This window comes from Streptomyces sp. NBC_00568 (assembly GCF_026341855.1).
Lineage (GTDB): Bacteria > Actinomycetota > Actinomycetes > Streptomycetales > Streptomycetaceae > Streptomyces.
On record NZ_JAPENW010000001.1, the window covers coordinates 902,925 to 926,008 of the forward strand.

General features: G+C 70.9%; 17 protein-coding genes. 6 read left to right on the forward strand and 11 right to left on the reverse strand.

What is annotated here, in order from left to right:
* Window positions 1–292: 292 nt before the first annotated feature.
* The 3 genes from OOK38_RS03820 to OOK38_RS03830 all read right to left on the reverse strand — a co-directional run bounded on the left by OOK38_RS03820 (window position 293) and on the right by OOK38_RS03830 (window position 4,569).
* Window positions 293–1,552, reverse strand: a complete 1,260-nt coding sequence (locus OOK38_RS03820) for a VWA-like domain-containing protein (protein WP_266763486.1) — start codon at window positions 1,550–1,552, stop codon at window positions 293–295.
* Window positions 1,549–2,721, reverse strand: coding sequence for a MoxR family ATPase (locus tag OOK38_RS03825; RefSeq protein WP_266765896.1), 1,173 nt, complete (start codon window positions 2,719–2,721; stop codon window positions 1,549–1,551). The genes OOK38_RS03820 and OOK38_RS03825 overlap by 4 nt, the downstream gene beginning before the upstream one ends.
* 369 nt (window positions 2,722–3,090) lie before the next feature.
* Window positions 3,091–4,569, reverse strand: a complete 1,479-nt coding sequence (locus OOK38_RS03830; RefSeq protein WP_266763485.1) for a hypothetical protein — start codon at window positions 4,567–4,569, stop codon at window positions 3,091–3,093.
* Between the two features lie 514 nt (window positions 4,570–5,083).
* On the opposite strand from OOK38_RS03830, the gene OOK38_RS03835 reads away from it, so the two are divergent.
* From OOK38_RS03835 to OOK38_RS03845, 3 genes are all read left to right on the forward strand, one after another.
* Window positions 5,084–7,372, forward strand: a complete 2,289-nt coding sequence (locus tag OOK38_RS03835; RefSeq protein WP_266763484.1) for an MMPL family transporter — start codon at window positions 5,084–5,086, stop codon at window positions 7,370–7,372.
* A 306-nt stretch (window positions 7,373–7,678) separates the two neighbouring features.
* On the forward strand, window positions 7,679–8,860 hold the full coding sequence (locus OOK38_RS03840; RefSeq protein ID WP_266763483.1) for a sensor histidine kinase: 1,182 nt from the start codon (window positions 7,679–7,681) through the stop codon (window positions 8,858–8,860).
* A 273-nt stretch (window positions 8,861–9,133) separates the two neighbouring features.
* The gene (locus tag OOK38_RS03845; RefSeq protein ID WP_266763482.1) at window positions 9,134–9,829 is read left to right on the forward strand and encodes a response regulator transcription factor; all 696 of its coding nucleotides are present in this window, start codon (window positions 9,134–9,136) and stop codon (window positions 9,827–9,829) included.
* Window positions 9,830–9,861: 32 nt separating this feature from the next.
* Here the strand turns inward: OOK38_RS03845 and OOK38_RS03850 are convergent, their stop codons facing one another.
* The 6 genes from OOK38_RS03850 to OOK38_RS03875 all read right to left on the reverse strand — a co-directional run bounded on the left by OOK38_RS03850 (window position 9,862) and on the right by OOK38_RS03875 (window position 16,600).
* On the reverse strand, window positions 9,862–11,199 hold the full coding sequence (locus OOK38_RS03850; RefSeq protein ID WP_266763481.1) for a hypothetical protein: 1,338 nt from the start codon (window positions 11,197–11,199) through the stop codon (window positions 9,862–9,864).
* Window positions 11,200–11,515: 316 nt separating this feature from the next.
* A complete protein-coding gene (locus tag OOK38_RS03855) occupies window positions 11,516–12,049 on the reverse strand; it encodes a hypothetical protein (protein WP_266763480.1) in 534 nt (177 codons plus the stop codon).
* A gap of 332 nt (window positions 12,050–12,381) precedes the next feature.
* Entirely contained in the window at window positions 12,382–13,545 is a 1,164-nt protein-coding gene (locus tag OOK38_RS03860) for an LLM class flavin-dependent oxidoreductase (RefSeq protein ID WP_266765895.1), read from the reverse strand.
* Window positions 13,545–14,069, reverse strand: a complete 525-nt coding sequence (locus OOK38_RS03865) for an SRPBCC family protein (RefSeq protein ID WP_266763479.1) — start codon at window positions 14,067–14,069, stop codon at window positions 13,545–13,547. Before OOK38_RS03865 ends, OOK38_RS03860 begins: the two co-directional genes overlap by 1 nt.
* 395 nt (window positions 14,070–14,464) lie before the next feature.
* Window positions 14,465–14,962 carry a helix-turn-helix domain-containing protein gene (locus OOK38_RS03870; protein ID WP_266763478.1) on the reverse strand — a complete coding sequence of 166 codons (498 nt, stop codon included), beginning with the start codon at window positions 14,960–14,962 and terminating at the stop codon, window positions 14,465–14,467.
* A gap of 171 nt (window positions 14,963–15,133) precedes the next feature.
* The gene (locus tag OOK38_RS03875; RefSeq protein ID WP_266763477.1) at window positions 15,134–16,600 is read right to left on the reverse strand and encodes a WGR domain-containing protein; all 1,467 of its coding nucleotides are present in this window, start codon (window positions 16,598–16,600) and stop codon (window positions 15,134–15,136) included.
* A 344-nt stretch (window positions 16,601–16,944) separates the two neighbouring features.
* Here OOK38_RS03875 and OOK38_RS03880 point away from each other — a divergent pair, with 344 nt between their 5' ends.
* The gene (locus OOK38_RS03880) at window positions 16,945–17,364 is read left to right on the forward strand and encodes a contact-dependent growth inhibition system immunity protein (RefSeq protein ID WP_266763476.1); all 420 of its coding nucleotides are present in this window, start codon (window positions 16,945–16,947) and stop codon (window positions 17,362–17,364) included.
* A 103-nt stretch (window positions 17,365–17,467) separates the two neighbouring features.
* Here OOK38_RS03880 and OOK38_RS03885 read toward each other — a convergent pair whose 3' ends face one another.
* Together OOK38_RS03885 and OOK38_RS03890 are read right to left on the reverse strand one after the other, a co-directional pair.
* Window positions 17,468–18,796, reverse strand: coding sequence for a class I SAM-dependent RNA methyltransferase (locus OOK38_RS03885; RefSeq protein WP_266763475.1), 1,329 nt, complete (start codon window positions 18,794–18,796; stop codon window positions 17,468–17,470).
* Between the two features lie 354 nt (window positions 18,797–19,150).
* Entirely contained in the window at window positions 19,151–21,199 is a 2,049-nt protein-coding gene (locus OOK38_RS03890) for an APC family permease (RefSeq protein ID WP_266763474.1), read from the reverse strand.
* Between the two features lie 423 nt (window positions 21,200–21,622).
* Here OOK38_RS03890 and OOK38_RS03895 point away from each other — a divergent pair, with 423 nt between their 5' ends.
* Window positions 21,623–22,294, forward strand: coding sequence for a TrkA family potassium uptake protein (locus OOK38_RS03895; RefSeq protein ID WP_266763473.1), 672 nt, complete (start codon window positions 21,623–21,625; stop codon window positions 22,292–22,294).
* Window positions 22,294–22,971: a TrkA family potassium uptake protein gene (locus OOK38_RS03900; protein ID WP_266763472.1), complete on the forward strand. Its 678-nt coding sequence runs from the start codon at window positions 22,294–22,296 to the stop codon at window positions 22,969–22,971. The genes OOK38_RS03895 and OOK38_RS03900 overlap by 1 nt, the downstream gene beginning before the upstream one ends.
* Window positions 22,972–23,084 lie beyond the last annotated feature (113 nt).

Consider the following 23,084-nt stretch of genomic DNA (forward strand, 5'->3'; position numbering starts at 1 on the left):
GACCTCCACCCCCGTACCGACCGGACCTGCACCCCTGTACCGACCGATCCCGACACGCCGTACCGACCGGACCTCCACCCCTGTACCGACCGATCCCGACACGCCGTACCGACCGGACCTGCACTCCCGTACCGACCGACCCCGACCCGCCGTACCGACCGGGCTTGTCCGGCCGTCGTACGACCAGGGTGGCCGAGCGCCCGTCACCAGGGCCGTCCGGCCCGCCGTCCGGTCCGCCCTTCGGCCGGATTCGCCCCGCACAGCGGCCTGCGTGCGTGCCCGCCCGAGGGCTTCACCGACCCGCCGGAACCGACCCGATCTCGACCACGCGGGCCCACTCGGGCGGCCGGTCCGGCACGTAGTCGGGGTCGTCCTCGTCCCATGAGTCGTCCGACTCCTGGCGGGAGAAGAGACCCACGACCGTCCGGCACGGGGGTCGCGATTCCGGCCAGGGGGTCTGCCCGTCCGTGAGGACCACGACGACATCGGGGCGCGGCTGTGCCCGCAGCGCGGCGGCGAATCCCGAGCGCAGATCCGTACCGCCGCCGCCCATCAGCGGAATGCCCTCGGCGCGGCACAGCGGATGGGCGATCCCGGCCGCCGCGTCGCACGACACCACGGTGATCAGGTCCCGACGGCCGCCCACGGCACGGGAGATGGCGGAGACTTCGAGGAGCGCGCTGCCCAGTTCCGCGTCGCTGACCGACCCGGAGGTGTCGATCACCACCGAGACCCGGGGCGGTCTGCGGCGCAGGCTCGGCAGGACGACGCCGGGCACGCCCGCCGCGCGCCGCGACGGCCGGCCGTAGGTGTAGTCCTCGCCCACGCCGGACCCCGAAGCCGCGGAGCGGACCGCGGCCCCCAGCAACTCCCGCCACGGCTGCGGCGGATGGAAGGCCTCCTCCGCCCACCGCTGCCATCCCTGCGGGCTCTTCCCCGGGCGGGCCTTGATGCCCTGCGCGACCCGGAACCGGACCGCGTCGCGTTCCTGCGCGCTGAGGCCGTGCGCGCCGTCCGGCCCGAGGTCCCACTCCCGTTCGCGTCCGTCGGCGCCACTGCCGCAGTCCAGCCAGGCCAGGTCCTGCGTGAGCGGCCCGAGCCGGAACCGGCGGAGATAGTCCTCCATGAGTTCGCCCGGGGGCAGTCGCAGGAGCTGCGGCGTGACGGCGCCCTCGGGCCGGACGAGCCCTTCGCCGAACGCGTCGTCGTTGATCTCGCAGTCCGCGGCGATGTTCATCCGCAACCGCTCCCCGGGACCCGTGAGTCCGCGCTCGCGGGCGACCCGTTCGCTGCGGCCGTGGTGGTCGCGCAGCAGGTGCGACACCTCGTGCACCCAGACTCCGGCCAGGTCCTCGACGGGCGTCCGGTCCACGAACCCGGGCGAGACGTAGCACCGCCAGTGCCGGTCCACGGCCATCGTCGGCACCCACCGCGACTCGACGGTGTGCAGGGCGAACAGGGCGGTCGCCAGATAGGGCCGGACCCGCGCGGCATGCAGGCGGGCGGCGAAGAGCTTTTCGAGGTCCAGAGCCCCCGGTGCGCCCGCCGTCATCGTCCCGCCTTCGTGGCGACCGCGGAGCGGGCCGCCGCGTCGTCCGCGCGCCGGGACAGGGTCACCGCTCCGGTCAGCCGCTCGATCGACGCCGGGACGTCCCAGTCCTCCTGCCGCAGGGTCGCGAGGGTGGTCGCGGGAACGACCACCAGGTCCGGGGCGCCGGTGTCCAGCGCCCGGACCAGCAGGGCCCAGGCGGCGTCCCAGCGCGCCTTCTCGGGGCGTTTGCGGACCGCGGCCACCACGCCGTCGAGGACGGCCTGACGCAGATCCCCCCGCTCGGGCAGGACGGCGCCCGCCGGGTCGGCGAGCAGTGTCTCGGGGTCGGGCAGGTCCATCCGGTCCAGGCTCGCCAGCAGCTCCAGTCCCGGACCGTCCCCCACCGCGCCTCTGACCAGCAGGGAGAGCACTTCCCGGGAGGAGCCGGCGGCGGTCGCGAAGGCGATCAGGCTCAGGGTCATGTCCCAGCTCCGGGGTGAGGGCCAGGCACCGCCGCGGCGGGTCTCGCTGCTGGGCAGCCGGTGGACGAGTGCGGGGCGGGCGTCGAGCAGCCCGCACACCGCGCGGCGGGCGAAGTCCACGGCCTCCGGCAGTTTCCGCGGGTCGAGCCGTGGCAGTGTCGCGCGCGGCCAGGTGCCGCCGAGCCCACGGACGACGACCTCGTGGTCATGGACCCACTGGAGATGGACGAACCGGTTGGCCAGCGGAGGGCTCAGTTCCCAGCCGTCGGCCGCGGAGGAGCGGGGGTTCGCGGCGGCCACGATCCTTACGCCGGGCGGCAGTTGCAGGGTTCCGATTCGGCGTTCGAGGACGAGACGGAGCAGCGCCGCCTGAACGGCCGGAGGCGCGGTGGACAGTTCGTCCAGGAACAGCAGTCCCCGGCCGGCGCGTACGAGTCGTACAGCCCAGTCCGGCGGGGCCATGGGAACGCCCTGTTCGGCGGGATCGTCGCCGAGGATGGGCAGCCCGGAGAAGTCGGACGGCTCGTGGACGCTGGCGATCACCGTGGTGAGCGGCAGGTCCAGGGTCTCGGCGAGCTGGGTCAGGGCCGCGGTCTTGCCGATCCCCGGCTCACCCCACAGGAGTACGGGCAGGTCGGCGGCGACGGCGAGGGTCAGGGCCTCCAGCTGGCTGTCGGGACGCGGTTCGGTGCCGGTGTCGCGAAGCATGGTCAACAGGGCGTCTGCGACGTCGAGTTGGGCGACTCCTGCCGGGTCGGCGAAGGCTTCGGCTTCTGCTTCGACTCCTGTCACTGCTCCTGCTCCTGCTCCTGTTTCTGTTCCTGTTTCTGTTCCTGTCTCTGTCTCTGTCTCTGTCTCTGTCTCTGCTCCTGCTCCTGTTTCTGTTCCTGTTTCTGTTCCTGTTTCTGTTCCTGTCTCTGTCTCTGTCTCTGTCTCTGTCTCTGCTCCTGTTTCTGTTTCTGTTTCGGCAAACGGGGTGCATGTGGGCATGGTTGATCACCTTTGGGGTTCGTGGTGGGCCGCGTGGGCGCAGGGGTACGGGACCGCCGGGGCGGTCAACTGTCTTTCAGCGGGCGGTCAGCGGCCGGTCGTATGACGTGGACGGGAGCGGTGGCTCCGGGGACGGTCGGGCCCCGGGAGGACGCGGCCCTGTGCGGGACCGGCCAGGCCCGCCCTGAACAGTCCGTAGGTGAGGCGACGCAGCGCGGCCGCCCGGAGTTCGTCCTGCAGGGCGCCGCTGCGCAGCACCGCGTCGGGGCCCAGCAGCCCTTCGACGACGGCCAGCGCACCGGTGGTGTCTCCGTGGTGCAGTCGTTCACGGACTCCGGAGAGGCAGTGCGGCTGCCGGTGCGCCTCGTCGATGGCCCGGAGGCAGGGCAGCGGCGTACCGGTCAGTGCGACCAGCAGCTCCTCCCGGCGGATTTCGGCCGGGTCGTGGTCCAGTGGCGCCAGTACGCCGTCGACCAGTCCGATCCGGTGCCGGGCTCCCCGGCATTCGACCAGGCGGGACTGTCCCGCCGGGTCCGCGCTCCCGGTGGACACGGCCGGGGTGTGTTCCGGTACCAGCGCCGAGGCGACCAGCGGATGCAGTCGCCCGGCCTCGATCGCGCCGGCCCGGATCAGCGCCAGGTCGGGCAGCACCCAGGTCGCGGCGTCGGGCAGGACCGGCAGGGCGGAGAGGTCGCCGCCGTCGGGTGCCCGGGCGATCCGCGGGGTGGGCGGCTCGGCTCCCGCCGGGTCGGCCACCAGGTCCAGGAGCAGCCGCTGCCGGGACCCGATCCGCACGGTGACGATGCCGGTGTCGGCGCCGGTGTCGGCGCCGGTGTCGGTATCGGTATCGGTGTCGGTCGTCCGCCCCTCGGCGCGGAGCACGATCAGCGCCTCGGCCGCCCACCGGTCGACGGCGCAGCCCAGGCCCTGGGGCACCGGCACGGGGAGGTCCGGGTTCTCCGAACGGGCGTCGCCCGGCGGCCGGTCGGCGCCGGAGCGGACCCGCAGTTCACCGGTCCTTCGGGCGTCCCACAGGTGGCGGTGCAGGTCGAGGCGGAACCGCCGGCTGGGACGGGGGTGCGGATGACGGCGGGCGTGTGCGTCCAGGGCGGATCCGCGTCCGTCGCCGTCCGGGCCGTGGGATCCGTCCCACAGGGCGAGGCTGATCCGTTGGCCGCCGTCCGCCCAGGCGGGCGGAGTACGGACCACGAGGTGCACCGGGTGCACGCCGTCGCGCCCGGCACGGTCGTACCGGGCCAGCGTGATGGTGAGGCCGGGGCGCAACAGCCCGTCGGGAGCGACTCTCGGCATGTGCCAGCGCAGCAGGTCGGGAGTCAAATGGCGTAGATCGGCACGGACTTCGGCCGCGAGATCGCGACCGTGGGTGCGGGCCAGAGAACGCAGATCCAGGTCGATGTCGATGCCTGCGGCGGTGCACGCCCCCGCCCAGTCGCCGCGATGGCGGCGGGCGGTCGCAGTCTCGATCATGGTGGGCGGCACGGCGAAGTCACGCACGCGCGGCCAGAAGGAGAGGAGGGAATCCTCGTACGCGGTCGAAGTGAGCATCAGCACTCACCTTGCGCGGACGGGTCCCCCGATCTGTTCACGAAGGGAGTCATCATCGCGGGGAGCATAACCCGCCGTTCGCGATCTGTCAGGTGCCCCGGTCGCGTCGCGATCCGATGTCCGCCGACGAGGGTGACACGCACGACCTCGACGGACAGCGCGCCGAGCGCCTCCCGCAGGGGTACGTGCGGCAGGCGCGGGTCGACGACCGAACGGGCCGTCAACTCCGGTGCACGGCTGGGGCGTCGGGGCGGGGAAGTGCGGTCGCGCCGAGCCGCTTCGGCCAGGGGACGGTCTCGGCGGGGAGGACGGACCCGGCCATCGCCTGTGTTCGCTGCTCCACGTACTACCCGCTGCTCCGCGTGATACGTTCCCCTCTCCACGTACTGCGTTCTCAGCTCCACGTACTGCGTTCTCAGTAGTCCGGATTGTCGGCAGGCGCACGACGACATGGCACCCGTACGCCCGCGAGCCTTGGGGAAGTATCCGAGATCAGATCTGGAGACCCCTGCTCGTGGCTGCTTTCCTCTATCGACTGGGCCGGCTGGCCTTTCGGCGACGTCTGCTCGTCGCCCTGCTGTGGGCGGCGGTGCTCGCCGGTGTCGGCTTCGGCGCGGCCACGGCGCCCGCCGCTCCCGACCAGAGCAACTCGATGCCTGGCATCGAGTCGCAGAAGGCGTTCGACCTGATGGAGCAGCGCTTCCCCGGCTCGAAGGCCGACGGAGCGAGCGCCCGGGTCGTGTTCGTCGCGCCGGACGGGGAGAAGGTCACCACGTCCGGGAACCGTGCCGTCATCGAGAAGTTCGTGTCCGAGGCGTCCGACGGATCACAGGTCGCGAGCGTGGTGAGCCCGTTCCGGGCGCAGGCGGTCAGCGAGGACGCCTCCACGGCGTACGCCACCGTGACCTTCAAGGAGAAGGCCGACGACCTCACCGACGCCGACAAGAACGCCTTGAAGGCATCGATCGAGGAGGCCCAGGACTCGGGCCTGACCGTCGAGGTGGGTGGCACCGCGCTGGCCACCCAGCCCGAGGCGGGCGGCGCGGCCGAGGGCATCGGCATCGCCATCGCGACGCTCGTGCTGCTGATCACCTTCGGCTCGCTGGCCGCGGCCGGACTGCCGCTGCTGACCGCGATCATCGGCGTCGGCGTCAGCATGGCCGCGATCATGGCGCTGGCCAGTGCGTTCGGCCTGTCCTCGACCACCGGCACGCTCGCCACGATGCTCGGCCTCGCCTGCGGCATCGACTACGCCGTGTTCATCGTCTCCCGCTACCGGGAGGAGCGTGCCAGGGGCCACGCGCCGCAGGAGGCGGCGGGGCTCGCCGTCGGCACCGCCGGGTCGGCGGTCGTCTTCGCCGGACTCACCGTCGTCATCGCGCTGGCCGGTCTCTCGGTCGTCGGCGTGCCCCTGCTCACCAAGATGGGCCTGGCCGCCGCCGGAGCGGTCGCGGTCGGCGTCGTCATCGCGCTGACCCTGGTCCCGGCACTGCTCGGCTTCTGGCCGAACGCCGTGCTGGCGCGGCACGCCCGCAAGCACGGCCGCAAGCGCGGTCGGACCGGCGGGATCAAGGCCACCGGGATCGGAGCTGCCGAGAACGGGATCGCCGGGGACGGCACCGCGGAGAACAAGGTCGCCGAGAACAACGGCGGCACCCGCTGGGCCCGGTTCGTGCTGCGACGCCCGCTGCCGGTGCTGCTCGCCTCGGTCGCCGGGCTCGGCGCCCTCGCCATCCCCGTGACAGGCCTGCAACTGGGCACGACGGGCGACGAGGCCAAGCCGACCTCCACCACCGAACGCCGCGCCTACGACGACCTGGCCCAGGGCTTCGGTCCCGGATTCAACGGCCCACTGACCATCGTGGTGGACGCCAGGGGCGCCGACGACGCGAAGGCGGCGGTGGCGACGATCGAGAAGAAGATCAGCGACACCGAGGGAGTCGTCTCCGTGTCGGGGGCGCGCTTCAACCCGTCGGGCGACACGGCCGTCTTCTCCGCCGTTCCGGCCGAGGCGCCGACGAGCGAGAAGACGCAGGACCTGGTCCACAGCATCCGCGACGACCGACCGGCGACCGAGGCGTCGACCGGGGCGGAGTTCGAGGTCACCGGCTCCACCGCCATGAACATCGACATCGCGCAGAAGATGCAGGACGCGCTGATCCCGTACCTCGTCGTCGTGGTGGGTCTGGCGATCGTGCTCCTGATGATCGTCTTCCGGTCCGTCCTCGTCCCGGTCAAGGCGGCTGTCGGCTTCCTCCTGTCGGTGCTGGCCGCGCTCGGCTCGGTCGTCGCGGTCTTCCAGTGGGGCTGGGGCGCGGACCTGCTCGGCGTCGAGACCACCGGTCCGATCATGAGCATGATGCCGATCTTCCTGGTGGGCATCGTGTTCGGCCTCGCGATGGACTACGAGGTGTTCCTCGTCGCCCGGATGCGGGAGGCGTACGTCCATGGGGACCGGCCGGAGCAGGCAATCGTCTCCGGGTTCCGCCACAGCGCCCGGGTCGTGGTGGCCGCCGCGCTGATCATGATGGCCGTGTTCTCGGGCTTCATCGGGGCCGGCGAGTCCATGATCAAGATGATCGGGTTCGGCCTGGCGATCGCTGTCCTGTTCGACGCCTTCGTCATCCGCATGGCGTTCGTCCCGGCCGTCCTCGCCCTGCTCGGCAAGGCGGCCTGGTGGATGCCACGCCGACTGGACAGGATCCTGCCCAAGGTCGACGTGGAGGGCGAGGCGCTGAGCCGGCTGTCCGCCAGTGTCCCCGCACAGCAGGACCCGGCCGGCCGGGAGTCGGCCCGCGTCTGACGACCCGCGCACGTGCCGGCTGCCGCGTCGGACAACCCTCGCGCGTCGATCGGCTCCTGTTCCGGGGGCCGCCCGTGACTCCTCGGGCGGCCCCGCGGATCCCGACGGTTCTCGACCGGGCTCGACCGGGCTCTGCTGATCTCAACTGGTCTCTCGACGGGTTCAGCCGCGCTTCGGCGCATCTCGCTGACCGTCTCCGCCCTTCTCGGGGCGGCGGCCCGCGTTCGCGGTTCCCGCACCGGCACGCGCACGATGGACCCACCACGGACCCACCATGGACCCCAGCCCACCTCGACCGGAGACCCGATGATCACCAGCGTGAAGCGGTACGTGGACGACCATCCCCGCATCATCGAAGTGATCATCATCGGGCAGGTCTTCGGCCTCACCCTCCTCGGCAGTGCAACGAGCCTCAGGGGCCCCTCCGGGGAGGCGGTCTCCTGGTGGCCCGGCCTGCTCTTGGGGTTCGTAGGTTCCGTGGCTCTGTGGTGGCGTCGCAGCCATCCCCGCACAGTGGTCGCGGTGACCGCGGTCTGCGCCAACACCGCCGGCGCGGTGGGCTACCTGCTCACCCCGCTGCTGCTCGCACCGCTCATGGTCGCGCTGTACACGCTCGCCCTGTACACGGATCGCAGGACGGGACGCATCGCCCTGCTCGCCGTCGTCGCCCTGCTGGTGACCACGGCCATGACCGGCGACCACTACGGCCACCCCTGGCCCCTCAAGACGATCGGCCCCGCATTCTGGGCCGTCACCCCGCTGGCTCTCGGCAGCGCGACCCGGCTGCGCCACGCCTATCTGGAGGCCGCCCAGGCCCGCGCCGACCACGCCGAACGCACCCGCGAGGAGGAGGCTCGGTACCGGGTTGCCGAGGAGCGCATGCGCATCGCACGCGAACTGCACGACGTCGTCGCCCACCACATGGCACTGGCCAACGCCATGGCGGGCACCGCGGCCCATCTCGCGCGCACCCACCCCGACCAGGTGCCGCCGATTCTCGACGACCTCGCCGGTACGACGTCGTCGGCGCTGCGCGAACTCAAGGCAACCGTCGGCCTGTTGCGCCAGGCCGACGACCCCGACGCGCCCCTCGAACCGGCCCCCGGACTCGGTCGGCTCGGCGACCTGACCGACGCGTTCGCCGCTGCCGGACTCACAGTCACCGTCAGCGCACAGGGCGAGGAACGGCCCCTGTCACCGGGCGTGGACCTGACGGCGTACCGGATCGTCCAGGAAGCGCTCACCAACGTCGCCAAGCACGCCGCCGCGAAGACGGCGCGCGTCCTGCTCGCCTACACCCACGACCACGTGAACATCACCATCAGCGACGACGGTGACGCCACCGCCCCTGCCGCCCCGGCACCGGGCGGTGGCTTCGGCCTCATGGGGATGCGCGAGCGTGCCCAGTCGGCGGGCGGCCGACTCCAGGCGGGGTACCGCCCGGAGGGCGGCTTCACGGTCACCGCCGAACTGCCGATCCGTACGTGACACCCGCTCCCACTGGAAGGCCCCCGCTCATCGCCCCCGATGCCGGAACCCTCCACTGATCGCCCAAGGATGCTGGAAGCCCCCCAACTCATCCCCAGGAGGCCTCACCGCTCAACATCCTGGAAGTTGGAAGCCTCCCCCGTTCATCGCCCGGAAGGAAGGACCCCGCCTCTCGGAAGAGGTGCCCTGATCCCCATCCGCTGTCAAGAGACCCCTCCGTCCTCCCCGACGAAACCCCACCCGTCCGTCCTCCTCGATGAAAGACCCCGCCCGATGACCATCCGCGTCCTGCTCGCCGACGACCAGGCCCTCCTGCGGGCCACCTTCCGGATCCTGATCGACTCCTGCGACGACCTCGAAGTGGTGGCCGAGGCCGTCGACGGCAGAGAAGCAGTCGACCTCGCCCGCGTCCACCACCCCGACGTGGTGCTCATGGACATCCGTATGCCCGGCACCGACGGCCTCAGCGCCACGGCCGCCATCTGCGCCGACCCGGACCTGTCGGCCACGCGCGTGCTGATCCTCACCACGTTCGAGATCGACGAGTACGTCGCGCAGGCCCTGCGCGCCGGAGCCAGCGGCTTCCTCGGCAAGGACGTCGCCGCCGACGCGCTCCTCGACGGCATCCGTACCATCGCCTCCGGAGAAGCCCTGCTCTCCCCGGCCGCCACCCGTGCCCTCATCGGCCGGTTCCTCAGCACGCCGGCTCCGGGCGACCCAGTGGCACCGCCCGAGGCGCTCGACACGCTCACCGCCCGCGAACGCGAAGTGATGGCCCTGGCCGCCGAAGGCCGGTCCAACGCCGAGATCGCCGAACAGCTGGTCGTCAGCCCCCTGACCGTACGCACTCATGTGCACCGCGCGATGACCAAGCTCGCCGCCCGCGACCGAGCCCAACTCGTCGTCATCGCCTACCAGTCGGGCCTGGTACGCCCGATCCCCCCGCCGTCGGACCGATCGGGCTCATGACCGCCGGTCAGGCCTGACACCCGCCGGGTCGGTCAGGCCGGGCTCTTGGCCGTCGGTCCCGCTGCCGGTCCGTCGAGCGTGCCGGTCAGGTGCGGGGTGCCGTCGTCGTCGAGGAACTCGACCACGGCCAGGGCCAGCAGGGCCAGCACGGCGATCCAGATGGTGACGGCGGCCGTGGGGTAGTTCCAGACCAGCAGGACGGCGGCGGCGACCGCGACCACGGTCCAGTTCAGCCACATCTTGACCCGGTGCACCCACGCTCCTACCGCTCCCAGCTCGACCCCCGTCGCACCGCGCACGGCGCCGATGCCGCCGGTCCACGCGGCCAGGACCCGCGAGGCCGCCCGGCCACTGCCGGTCAGCCAGGCCGCCAGCGCCACGACGACACCGAGGGTGATCACCACGCGTACCGACGTCCGCAGATAGCGCACCAGCGTGTCGAAGACCGCCCCCGCGGCGGGCTGGGAGACCTCGGACGGCAGGCCGTCGAGATAGAGCGCCCGGAAGACCCAGAGCGCGATGCCGAGGAGGGCGGCCCCGGCTGCCACGGCTAGCGCCGCCGTGACGAGGGCACGGCGCCTGCGTACGGCGAGCAGCACACCGCCCGCCGCCAGCACGAGGGTCAGCACCGGCAGCCAGAAGCCGACGATCTGGAGCAGCCGGTAGAACTTCTTGGCCTTGCCGATGGATTCGGAGGACATCACCGTGAAGTCGGTGTGCACCTGGGGGATCTTCGCGGCGATGCCGAGGCCTCGGTCGACGAGCGACTGCTTGACCTGGTCGATGACAGGCGCGAGGTCGATGACGACGGCGTCGTTGGTGAGCTTCACCGCTCCGCCGCCGCTTCCGGTCAGCGCCTTGTCGACGGCGGAGTGGGCTCTCCTGTTCAGCTCGGTCCACAGCGTGGCGAACGCGTCGCTGCTGACGAACCGGTCCACCACGCTGTGCACGAAGTCGGTGAGGCCACTGGTGATCGGACCGCTCAACGGGCCGATGGCCTTGGTCAGCTCGGGCCGGTCGGCGGGGGCGACCGATTCGAGCAGCGACTGGACGTCCACGTGCTGCATCACCGCTTTGGTCACCCGGTCGGCGACGGCGTTCTGGACGTCCGGGTCGGAGGCGAGCGGCTCCATGGTGGCCACATAGCGGTCGGTGTCCCCGACCAGATCGCTCGTCCAGGCCGCCACGGCGCTCAGCGGGGTGAGCAGAGCCGCGAGAAGGATCAGCACGACCGCGAAGAACGACCGCACGCGGTGGTGCTCGACGATCGGTCGCCGTCGCTCCAGTTCGGCGACGCGGGCCCGCAGGTCGGCGATCTCCCCCGCGTCACCGCCGCTCACGCCACCGCCGCTCACCTCACCGGAGCTCACGACGCCTCCAGAGCACTGATCGTGCCCACGGCGCCGCGGGCCGGAGGGATCACCGGGCTGCGGTCCTGTTGCGCGGACCGCTGATCGGCCCGCGTCCGGTCGATCACGTCATCCATGGCGCGTCTCGTTCCGATCGGTCCAGTACGTGGGGTGCGACGGCATACGGCGGTGCTCTTCTCGGCGCCCGCGCCTCGGCGACGCTCGCTCGTCGCGCTCGTTCGGCGCCCTCTTCCCGGCGCCCTGTTCCCGGCGGCGCTCGCTCGGCGACGGGACGGGAAGGGAAGGGTGCGCGGAGAGGGCTGCGTGGAGGGGTGCGTCAGCGCGGCTGCCTGGCGTCGGGCCGGTACGAGGCCAGTGCCCAGATCACGAAGACGTCGATGGCGATCATGATGACCGACCAGATCGGCGCGTACGGCAGGAACATGAACTGGAAGAGCATGCTCAGCGAGGCCAGCAGAATGCCGGTGACACGGGCCCACCCGGCGTCCTTGAGGATTCCCCAGCCGACGACGGCCGAGATCACGCCGACGATCAGCAGGATCCAGCCCCAGCCGGTGAGGTTGATGCGGTAGACGTAGTCGTTCACGCGCGCGTAGACATCGTCCTTGGCCAGCGCGGATATGCCCTGGAGGATGCTGAGGGCGCCGTTCACCAGCAGGAGGACACCCGCGAAGGTGACACCACCGGACGCCCAGCCGCTGTTGCCGGTGGGCGGCGGCCCGAGCCCTCCCGCGGCGGGCGCGGCTCCGGACCACTGGTCTCCCCACAGCGGCATGTCGCCGCCGCTCGGCTGGGCTCCCGTGCCACCGCCGGGCGGGGGGCTCGGAGGCTGCGAAGAGTCCTGGCTCATGCTCGACCACCTCGATGCGCTGTCGGCCGCTGGCCGTCCCCGTGCGGGAAGCACCGGGGAGTTCGAGCCTCCGCCCGCCGCCCTCTCCCCCGCCACGGGGGCTCCGCCGATCGGGTGATGGTCGACTGCCGCCCGATCGGCGGAACGATTGCCGCAAGGAACCGAACGGACAACCTGTCCGGGTCCAGGTCCAGGTCCCGGTCCCGGTCCAGGTCCGAGTCCAGGTCCCGGCCTCGACCGCGCGACGCTGCGCCGCATCGCCGCCTTCGCCTGCCCGCACCGCAGCCGGCCTCGCGCCGACGGACCCGTTAGCCCCGCCGACACCACAGTCCTCAGGAACGCCCGGTCGGCTCCCCCGCAACACCGGTCGTCGAAGCCGACTCCGCGTCGGTGACGGGCTCCTCAGCGATGACGGGCTCCTTAGGGACGACGGGCTCCTCAGGGATGACGGGCTTCAGATCGTTCACGAGATCCAGGGCGCGCCCCAGCGTCGTGAGCCGTTCGTCGAGGGTCTCGCCCGCCGGGTAGAACCGGACCGTGTCGACACCGGCGGCACGCCAGACGCGGAGCCGTTCGCGGACCATGTCCTCGGTGCCGATCAGGGTGGTGCCGAGGACCATCTCGTCGGTCACGAGCCCCGCGGCTCCGTCCCGGTCGCCGGCCTGCCAGCGCTCATGAACCGCGGCGGCGATCTCCGCCCAACCCTGCCTGCTGTAGGCGGCGTTGTAGAAGTTGGTGGTGGCGGAGCCCATTCCGCCGAGGCTGAAGGCGAGTTCCTTCTTGCGGCCCGCGACCATGGCGCGCAGCGCGTCCTCGTCCTCGGCGAAGGCCACTTCGGCGCCCTGGCAGATGTCGAGGTCGGCGCGGGTTCGGCCCGCCGCCGCGAGGCCCGCTTCCAGGTGGTCGAAGTACGCCTCCTTGGCCCCCTCGGGCACGAAGCTGGTGCCCAGCCAGCCGTCCGCGACCTCTCCCGTCAGCCGGAGCATCTTCGGCGAGAGCGTGGCGAGGTAGACGGGCAGGTCGTGCTCGGCGCGCATGGACATCCGCATGGGCCGTGCCTCACCACCCGGCAGCGGAATCGTGAACTCCTTGCCCTCGTACGAGAGTTTCTCCCCGGCGACCGCCTGCCGGACGATCTCCACGGTCTCCCGCATCCGGGACAGCGGGCGCGCGAACGGCACTCCGTGCAGTCCCTCGATCACTTGGGGACCGGACGGGCCGAGGCCGAGAAGGAAGCGCCCGCCGGAGATGTTGGACAGCGTGATCGCGGCCCGTGCGATGGCCGCCGGAGTACGGGTCCCGAGCTGGATGATCCCGGAGCCGAGCAGCATCCGTTCGGTCCGCGCCGCCAAGTAGCCGAGCGGAGAAGGGGCTTCGGAACCCCAGGCCTCCGCCACCCAGCAGATGTCCATCCCGAGCTTCTCGGCCTCGACCACGAAGTCGACGGTCTCCCGCCAGTCGCCCGCCGACGCCTCGATCGTCGTAGAGGTACGCATCACGCACCCGCCCCTTCCACGCTCTCGGCCAGCTTCCTGATCGCCGCGACGGTGTCCGTCATGCTCCGCTCGAACTCCCGCAGCCGTACGAACACGATCTTCTGCTCCTTATCCGGCATCCGGTCGATCGCGAAGGAGAGCCCGGAACGGCCGGGCCCCATCCGCATCCACTGGGTCAGCTCGGTGCCGCCGTCCGTCTCCTCCAGGCCGAACCGCCAGACGGCACTGGGCTGTTCGGGGTCCGCCACCGCCCAGGCGAACGCCCGGCACGGCTCGCACTCCAGCACATACGAGGTGGTCTCCCACTCCCCCAGCGACTCGTGCCTGCTGCGGCCCACGAATCGGGCACCGACGGCCGGTCCCGTTGCCCCGTCGAGCCACTCGACCGACTGGAGTTCCGCGCTCAGTTCCGGCATCAGATGAATGTCGGACACCAGCTCCCACACCCGCCCCGGCGGAGCGTCGATCCGCGTCCGCACATCGACGGTCGGCTGGTCCGCGTAGCGCGCACCCGTCCACTCCATGAGTCTCCGGCCTTCCTCTGGTCTCCCGGGAAATGTGCCCGAATGGGGCTCTGACCTTGAGAGTTGCGTAGATAGACTCACCTGTCAAGGAAAACCGCCGCCGACGCACGGGCCGACAGCGGAAGGTGCACCCGACCTGGGGCCAGGGACCGCGGCCCGGTCTGAGGCCGAGACCTGGACCGGACCTGAGGCTGCGGACCGGGGCCTGAGGCTGCGGACCCGGATCGGGCCTGAGGCTGCGGACCCGGACCCGGACCGGGTCTGGGACTGGGACTGGGCTGCCTGAGGTACTGGGGCTGGGCTGCCTGAGGTTGGGAACCCGGCCACGGTCTGGGAGCTGGGGCAAGGAGTCGATCACCATGGCGGCGGCAAGCAGCCGCTGCCGGCTGGATCGCTCAAGTGGTGAAACGGCTCCGGATGTCCGGGCGCTCGGCGAGATGCGGCGGGTAACCGGGGCCGAGCCGCGGACGGGTGTCCTCGGACGTCATCGGCTCGCCGCAGTCGGCGCACACCACCGCGGCGTCGCTCTCGTGCCCGCAGCGGTCGTGGTGGAAGACGACCGGCGGCCCCTGCTCACCACTGAGCCAGCGGTTGCCCCAGCTGTTCATCGCGGCCAGGACCCCGAAGAAGTCGCGGCCCATCTCCGTGAGCACGTAGTCGTACCGCACCGGGTCCGCCTGATAGGCCCGCTTCTCCATGAGCCCCTCGTCGACCAGCCGGCGGAGCCGGTCGGTCAGCGTGTTGCGCGCGATGCCCAGCTCCTGCTGGAACGCGTCGAACCGCTTGATCCCGTAGAACGCCTCCCTCAGAACCAGCGGCGTCCACCAGTCGCCGAGCAGATCCATCGTGCGCGCGATGGAACAGGGCCAGTTCGCAAACGAAGTCCGCCTCACCAGCCCAGCATACGAGGGTCTAAGAAAAAGACCCAGCAGCTAGCGGCACGGTGGGTCGGCACGAGAAGCACGGTGACACCACCGCACCACCGCACCACCGCACCACCGCACCGCACGACACCACCGCGCCACCGCACCGCACGACGCACACCGCTCCCGCCACTCCACCCGTCACACCAGACGCTTGATCTCCCCGCGCACTCGGTAGAAGCCGCCCTGCGAGGAGTGCAGCGCGTCCACCACATAGCGGGCTCCGGGCTGGCGTATCGCACGCGGGAACTGGACGTTCCAGCTCGGCTCATAGCCGTCGGAGACCACATGGACCCGCACGCGCCCTCCTTCCTGGATGCACTCGACCACCACCCCGTCCCCCGCCGCGGGAACGGTGCTCACCGTGGCGACCGAGGCAGCCGCGGTCAGCGGGGCGTACGTCGGCAGGGCAGCCGCCAGCTTCACGTCCGCGGCGACGGGGACGCTGCCCGACTGCGCGGCGTTGATCGCGGCCTCGGTCGCGTCGATGCAGGCGAGCGAGCCGTCCGTGGAGACGATGTACAGCCGCTCGTCGTGGTACTGCATCGACAGCGCCGAGCCGCCACCGGTGCCGAGCTTCCACAGCCGGGTGCCGTCGGCCGTGAAGCAGTAGACGGAGGAAGAGGAGTCACCCGCGAAGACATACCGGCCGCCGGGGGACGTGGCACACGAGTACACGGCGGCGTCGCACTGGTAGGTGGCTTCGATCCGCCCGGTGGACTTGTCGAGCCGCTGGACCACCCGCCGCCCCGTCCCCGCGTAGACCGCGTCCTCCTCCTGCCATCCGAAGAGCACATTGCCGCTGGTGGCGGTGTGCCAGAGCTGGCTCGCGCCGTCCGCCGCGTAGGCCGTCACACCGCGGCTGTGCCCGTGGTAGACGGCATGGTCGTCGGCGCGCACCATCCACGCGTTGCCGCCGGACGAGTTGCGCGACCACTGGAGTTCGTCCTCATGGTCGATGACCGTCAGTCCGCCGTTGCGATCGGCCACGTTCAGCACGCCCGCACGGATGTCCAGCCAGAAGATGTCCACGTCGGCCGCTATCTCGTAGGCCGCGAACGGCACCTTCGAGGAGAGGTCGTACACGCGGCCGTCGTCGCAGCCGGCGTAGATCCAGAAGTCGTCCGCCACCAGGCACTTCACACCGTCGGGCAGCGAGTAGTGGGCCAACACCTCGCCGGAGTGGCTCAGGTTGTAGACGTTGCCGTGCTGGTTGCCGACCCAGCAGCGGTCCTCGTCCACATGGATGCCGAACGCCGAGGCTCCGGTACGGAACCGCCACAGCACCGGGGCCGTCGCCCGCGCCGTGGACGGGGCCGATGTCACCTGACGGCGCGTCACAGGACGTGCCGCGCGCTGCCCTTGGACGGCGGGCGCGTACCCCTTGCGCACCTTCTCGGCTATCTTCTTCGCCGCCGCGGCCTTCGCCTTCTCGACGGTCGCGAAGGTGGAGAGCTGCCGCTGCCCGTCCACACCGATCCGCCCGTACCGCACGACGACGGTCAGCTCCTCGACGGTCACCTCGTAGAACTTGTGCGCACCGCCGCTCTCCTGAGACAGCTCCAGATACGTCGTGATCCCCGCCTGTCGTGCCTGCGCAGCGGACACAGCACACCCCTCCCCAAAAGCCCCGGTCAGCCGACACGGCCGATCTCCAGTGATTCCAAAGTAACGGTCACCACTGACAACGAGCCGGGGCCGGAGGACTGCCCCCTGAGGCCCCGCGAGGCCCCGCGAGGACACCGGCACCATCCCCGAGCCGGCACAGGGCTCAGCGACCGATGCGGAGGAACCACAGTTGCGGGCCTTACGCGCGGCTCACGGCTCACGGCTCACGGCTCACGGCTCGCGACAGATGGACGGACCCCCTGGAGCTCGCCCCCGAGGAATGCCGTGAACTGGGGCTGCGCGACGACGCACAGAAAGCCATCACAAAGCAGAGGACCCGACGAATGCCCGAAGACTTCGACCGCGGTCGCTCCCTTGAGGAGCTGGAGGGCCTGCGCTGGCCGGTACCTCCTGCGGACACGACCCCTATGGTCCGGAACGTGTACGAGCTGCGGCGTCGACCGGTCGCAACCCTGGAGCCGCACGAGCTGGCCCGGCTGATCGGGCAGGACGTGGGGCTGCCCTGGCTGCTGCCCCTGGCCGTGGATATTCTGCGGGACACCGCGCCGAAGCAAGCCGACGGCGGCTGGTTCGACGATGACCTGCTGTACGCGGTCATCACCAGAAAGCCAGAGGTCTGGGCCACCGCGCCGGGGCCGGCTCACGAACTCAAGGAAACCGTCGCCGTCCTGACCGACGTCTCGCGCTACGTCCGCCAGGACATCGACGCGTTCCTCTCGGTGCTACCCGGCGACGATGCCTGACAGCGAGGCATTCCCAGGCTGGTTGAGCAGCGGGCAGCGGACCTTCGTGCCCCGCCGTGCGTCATCGAAAGGGATGTCCTACGTGCAGGAGACGGAAAACAGGTCAGCCGTCCTTCTTCACCGGCTCCAGAATCGCCACGCACTCCACGTGATGCGTCATCGGGAAAAGGTCGAACGCCCGCAGCGTCCGCACCTTGTATCCGCCGTCGCGGAAGTACGCGATGTCCCGGGCCAGCGCCGCCGGGTCGCAGGCAACGTAGGCGATCTTTCGCGCGCCCAGCGACGACAGGTGCTCGACCGTCTTCTTGCCGGCGCCCGCCCGGGGCGGGTCCAGGACGATGAGGTCGACCTCGGAGATGCCGGTGCGCGGGAGGATCGCCTCGACCTTGCCCTGTTCGATGCGGACACGGTCGAACGCGGCGAGGTTGTGCCGGGCGTCCTCCACCGCGCGCTTGCCGGACTCGATGCCGAGGACCGCGCCCTGGTCGCCGATCCGGTCCGCGAGGGCGCCCGCGAAGAGGCCGACACCGCAGTACAGGTCGAGCGCCATGTCGCCCTTGCGCGGCAGCAGGCCCTGCATGACCGCCTTCACGAGGGTGTCGGCGGCCTTCGGGTGGACCTGCCAGAAGCCGCCGCTGCCGACCCGGTAGGTGCGGCCGTCGGCGCGCTCACGCACGAACGCGCGGCCGTGGACGCGGTGGATGCCGCCGTCCTGTTCGGCGACCCGCATCACGGAGACCGGCTTGTCGAGCTCGACGAGGGGGAGGCGCGCGCCGGGGCGGGGTTCGAGGATCACCATGCGGTCCTGCGAGCCGGTCGCGGCGATCGCCTCGACGGCCGCCATGCCGGACCAGTCGCGCTCCTCGATGCCGAGTTCGGTGATGCCCTCGGCGGCGATCATGCAGCGCTCGATGGGCTCGACCTCGTGCGAGCGGTGGCGGCGCAGTCCGGCGTTGCCGTCCGGGTCGACGGCGTACTGCACGCGTGTGCGCCAGGCCGGGACCTCGCCCGCGGGCAGCTTGTCGCCCTCGGCCGGCATCACCGTGCCGTCCCAGCCGGCCTCCTCGGGCGTGAGGCCCGCGAGACGCTGCAACTGCTCGGCGATGACCTCGCCCTTGAGACGGCGCTGCGCGCCGGGCTTGGCGTGCTGCCAGTCGCAGCCGCCGCAGCGGCCGGGTCCCGCGTACGGGCAGGGCGCCTCGACACGGTCCTTGGACGCGTCGATGATCCGCACGGCGTCGGCGCGCAGGAACCGCGCCCCTTCCTCGCCCTCGGTCACCCGGGCGACGACGCGCTCACCGGGCAGCGCGTGGCGGACGAAGAGGACCTGGCCCTCGTCCGTCCGGGCGATGCAGTGCCCGCCGTGCGCCACGGGGCCGATCTCGACCTCGTACTCGTCCCCCACCAGCGACTTCTTCGGTTCTGCCTGCATGGTGGGGTGACTCCAGATGAGAAGGGGGAAACGGCCGGACAACAGCCCACCAGTCTACGTGCTTCCGGCGGGCTTCCCGCGCCCGTCGGTTCTCCGGGCCGTGCCCCATCGGCGCGCAGCCCTTCGGGCCGTTCTCCTTCAGCCGCCGGCGCTTCGAGCCGGGCTCCCCGACCGCCGGCGCTTCAGGCCGTTCCCCTTCGGCTGCCGGCGCTTCGAGCCGGGCTCCCTCGACCGTCGGCGCTTCAGGCCGTTCCCCTCGGGCCGCCGGCGCTTCGGACCGGGCTCCCTCGACCGCCGACGCTTCAGGTCAGGCTCCCTCGCCCGCCGGCGCTTCGAGCCAGGCTCCCTCGGCCGCTACTTCTTCGGAGTGGGCTCCTTCGGCCGCTCGTGGGCCGGTCCGCGGCGCACCGCACCCGGCGCGTTCCAGTCCTGCCGCTTGCGGGCACGCAGCTTCGCGGCCTCGGAGGACTCCAGCTGGTAGGGCACGGACGTCACCATGACGCCGGGCGTGAACAGCAGCCGGCCCTTGAGGCGCAGGGCGCTCTGGTTGTGCAGCAGGTGCTCGTACCAGTGGCCGACCACGTACTCGGGGATGATCACGGACACCGCGTCGCGCGGCGACTCCTTGCGCAGGCCCTTCACGTACTCGATGACCGGCCGGGTGATCTCGCGGTAGGGCGAGTCGAGGACCTTCAGCGGTACGTCGATGCCGCGCCGTTCCCATTCGTCGCGCAGGGTCTTGGTCTCGGCCGGGTCGACGTTGACGCTGAGCGCTTCGAGGGTGTCGGAGCGCAGCAGCTTGGCGTAGGCGAGGGCGCGCAGCGCCGGGCGGTGGATCTTGGAGACCAGCACGACGGAGTGGACGCGGGAGGGGCGGACACTGTCGTCGGACGGTCCCTCGGGGGCGGCCAGCTCCTCGGAGACCCGGTCGTAGTGCTTACGGATCGCGGTCATCGTCGCGTAGAAGATCACCATGCCGAGCAGGGCGACCCAGGCGCCGTGCGTGAACTTGGTGACGAGGACGACGACCAGGACCAGCCCGGTGAAGAAGGCGCCGAAGGCGTTGATCGCCCGGGAGCGGACCATGTGGCGCCGCTTGGCCTGGTCGGTCTCGGTGGCCAGGTGGCGGTTCCAGTGGCGGACCATGCCGATCTGGCTGAGCGTGAAGGAGACGAAGACGCCGACGATGTAGAGCTGGATCAGGCGCGTCGAGTCGGCCCCGTAGATGATGACGAGCATGCTCGCGGCGCCGGCCAGGAGCACGATGCCGTTCGAGAAGGCCAGGCGGTCGCCGCGGGTGTGCAGCTGGCGCGGCAGGTAGCGGTCCTGGGCGAGGATCGAACCGAGCAGCGGGAAGCCGTTGTACGCGGTGTTCGCGGCCAGGAACAGGACGAGCGCGGTGGCGGCGGCCAGCACGATGAACAGGAAGCTGTCCTTGCCGAACACGGCCTCGGCGACCTGGGAGATCACCGGGTTCTGGACGTAGTCGGAACCGACGGCCACGCCGTTGTGGATCAGGTCCGTGGCGGGGTTCTCCGCCATGCGCACCTTGGTGGTCATGGCCAGGGCGATGATGCCGCAGAACATGGTGACGGCGAGCAGGCCCATCGCCGCGAGCGTGGTCGCGGCGTTCTTCGACTTCGGCTTGCGGAAGGCGGGGACTCCGTTGGAGATCGCCTCGACGCCGGTGAGCGCCGCACAGCCGGACGAGAAGGCGCGCAGCAGCAGGAAGACGAGGGCGAAGCCCGCGAGCCCCTGGTGCTCGGCCTTGATGTGGTAGTCGGCGGTGGGCGCCAGCATGGTGTCGCCGAGCACGAGTCCGCGGAAGGCACCCCAGGCGATCATGAGGAAGACGCCCGTGACGAAGACGTACGTCGGGATCGCGAAGAGCTTTCCGGACTCCTTGACCCCGCGCAGGTTCATCAGCGTGAGCAGCACGATGACCGCGACGGCGCAGGCGACCTTGTGCTCCACCACGAAGGGAACCGCCGAGCCGAGGTTCTCGATGCCGGAGGCGATGGAGACGGCGACGGTGAGGACGTAGTCGACGAGCAGCGCGCTGGCGACGGTGAGGCCGGCCCGCGGACCGAGATTGGTGTTGGCCACTTCGTAGTCGCCGCCACCACTCGGGTACGCGTGCACGTTCTGGCGGTAGGAAGCGACCACCGTGAACATCAGCACGACGACCGCGAGCGCGATCCAGGGGCTGAAGTGGTAGGCCGACACACCCGCGATGGAAAGGACCAGCAGAACTTCTCCGGGCGCGTACGCCACGGAGGAGAGCGGGTCGGATGCGAAGACGGGGAGGGCGATGCGCTTCGGCAGGAGCGTTTCGCCCAGCCGGTCACTGCGCAGTGCGCGCCCGATCAGAATCCGCTTGGGCACGTCGGTCAGTTTGGACACAACAGGGAATCGTAAGGGTTCGAACTGGCAATCGCCCACCCGCCGTCCCGCTTAGGGCCGTCATCTGCTCTCCGGGTGAAAACGGGGTGGGCTCCGGCTGCGGATTCCGTTGTCCGTGAGGTCCACGTGTCTATATGACAAAACCCCCGCCCCCGACCGCCCTGGAGGACCCATGCACCTGTCCGCGGAGCTCATCGGCGCCACCGTCGGACTCGTCGGCCTCGGAATCCTGACGCTCGCGAGTGTTCGCAGCATCACACGGCGTTGAAACCCTCCGTTCATCGGTTCCCCGGACGTTCCACGAAAAACCGCAGGCGAACGTGCACAGGGGTGCCCCTGGGTGACCGCGCGTGTGTAGCTTGGGCGGCGGTCTGAGACCCTGTTTAGCCTGAGCCGTAACCATTCATATGCGGAAGGACGGTCGTGCACATCGTCATCATGGGCTGCGGAAGAGTGGGTTCCGCTCTAGCCCAGAACTTGGAGCAACAGGGGCACACGGTCGCTGTGATCGACCAGGACCCCACCGCCTTCCGTCGGCTGGGCTCCGGGTTCGGCGGCCGTCGTGTCACCGGAGTCGGCTTCGACCAGGACACCCTGCGCGAGGCGGGCATCGAAGAGGCCGGCGCGTTCGCGGCGGTCTCCAGCGGTGACAACTCGAACATCATCGCCGCCCGGGTGGCCCGCGAGATGTTCGGCGTCGAGAACGTCGCGGCGCGCATCTACGACCCGCGCCGCGCCGAGGTCTACCAGCGCCTGGGTATTCCGACCGTCGCCACCGTCCGCTGGACGGCCGACCAGATGCTCCGCCGGCTGCTGCCCTCGGGCTCCGAGCCGCTGTGGCGCGACCCCACGGGCGGTGTGCAGCTCGCCGAGGTGCACGCCTCCGCCACGTGGGTGGGCCACAAGATCAGCCGCCTCCAGGAGGAGACGGGCGTGCGGGTCGCCTTCCTCACCCGGCTGGGTGAGGCGGTTCTGCCCACCTCGCAGACGGTGCTGCAGGAGGGCGACCTGGTGCACGTGATGATGCGCACCGACGAGGTGGACAAGGTCGAGGCGTCGTTCGCCAAGGGACCTGAAGAGGAGGCCGGTCACTGATGAGGGTCGCCATTGCCGGTGCCGGTGCCGTGGGCCGCTCGATCGCGGGCGAACTGCTGGAGAACGGCCACGAGATCCTGCTGATCGACAAGGCGCCGACCGCCATCTCGGTCGAGCGCGTCCCGCAGGCGGAGTGGCTGCTCGCCGACGCCTGCGAGATCACCTCCCTGGACGAGGCCGCGCTGCAGCGCTGCAACGTGGTCATCGCGGCCACGGGAGACGACAAGGTCAACCTCGTCGTCTCCCTGCTCGCGAAGACCGAGTACGGGGTCCCGCGGGTCGTCGCCCGCGTCAACAACCCCAAGAACGAGTGGCTGTTCAACGAGTCCTGGGGCGTGGACGTCGCCGTCTCCACCCCGCGCCTGATGTCGGCGCTCGTCGAGGAGGCCGTCAGCGTCGGCGACCTGGTGCGGCTGCTCCGCTTCAGCCACGGCGACGCCAACCTCGTCGAGCTGACCCTGCCGCCGGAGTCCGCCCTGGCCGGCACGACGGTCGGCGACGTCGAGTGGCCGGAGGACACCTCGCTGGTGACGATCATCCGCGGCACCCGCGTGCTTACGCCCTCCCGGGAGGATTCCCTGGAGGCCGGCGACGAACTCCTCTTCGTGGCCGCCCAGGCCCGTGAGGAGCAGCTGGAGGACCTGCTGTCGGTGCGCCGCGAGGACGCGACGAGCTAGCCGGTCCCTTCGTCGTACACGGTTCACGGCGACGTACGCCGGTCACCGCGCCCTGCGTGGGCCATGCCGTCCTTCGCCGGAAGCGGCCTGGTCCGCGGGCCGGAGCACGTCGA

Excerpts from the sequence above, each read along its gene's own strand:
- OOK38_RS03865 (WP_266763479.1), bottom strand. The coding sequence starts at position 14,069 with ATGGAGTGGACGGGTGCGCGCTACGCGGACCAGCCGACCGTCGATGTG.
- OOK38_RS03820 (WP_266763486.1), bottom strand. The coding sequence starts at position 1,552 with ATGACGGCGGGCGCACCGGGGGCTCTGGACCTCGAAAAGCTCTTCGCC.
- OOK38_RS03845 (WP_266763482.1), top strand. The coding sequence starts at position 9,134 with ATGACCATCCGCGTCCTGCTCGCCGACGACCAGGCCCTCCTGCGGGCC.
- OOK38_RS03880 (WP_266763476.1), top strand. The coding sequence starts at position 16,945 with ATGCCCGAAGACTTCGACCGCGGTCGCTCCCTTGAGGAGCTGGAGGGC.
- OOK38_RS03855 (WP_266763480.1), bottom strand. The coding sequence starts at position 12,049 with ATGAGCCAGGACTCTTCGCAGCCTCCGAGCCCCCCGCCCGGCGGTGGC.
- OOK38_RS03885 (WP_266763475.1), bottom strand. The coding sequence starts at position 18,796 with ATGCAGGCAGAACCGAAGAAGTCGCTGGTGGGGGACGAGTACGAGGTC.
- OOK38_RS03900 (WP_266763472.1), top strand. The coding sequence starts at position 22,294 with ATGAGGGTCGCCATTGCCGGTGCCGGTGCCGTGGGCCGCTCGATCGCG.
- OOK38_RS03860 (WP_266765895.1), bottom strand. The coding sequence starts at position 13,545 with ATGCGTACCTCTACGACGATCGAGGCGTCGGCGGGCGACTGGCGGGAG.
- OOK38_RS03830 (WP_266763485.1), bottom strand. The coding sequence starts at position 4,569 with ATGCTCACTTCGACCGCGTACGAGGATTCCCTCCTCTCCTTCTGGCCG.
- OOK38_RS03840 (WP_266763483.1), top strand. The coding sequence starts at position 7,679 with ATGATCACCAGCGTGAAGCGGTACGTGGACGACCATCCCCGCATCATC.
- OOK38_RS03825 (WP_266765896.1), bottom strand. The coding sequence starts at position 2,721 with ATGCTTCGCGACACCGGCACCGAACCGCGTCCCGACAGCCAGCTGGAG.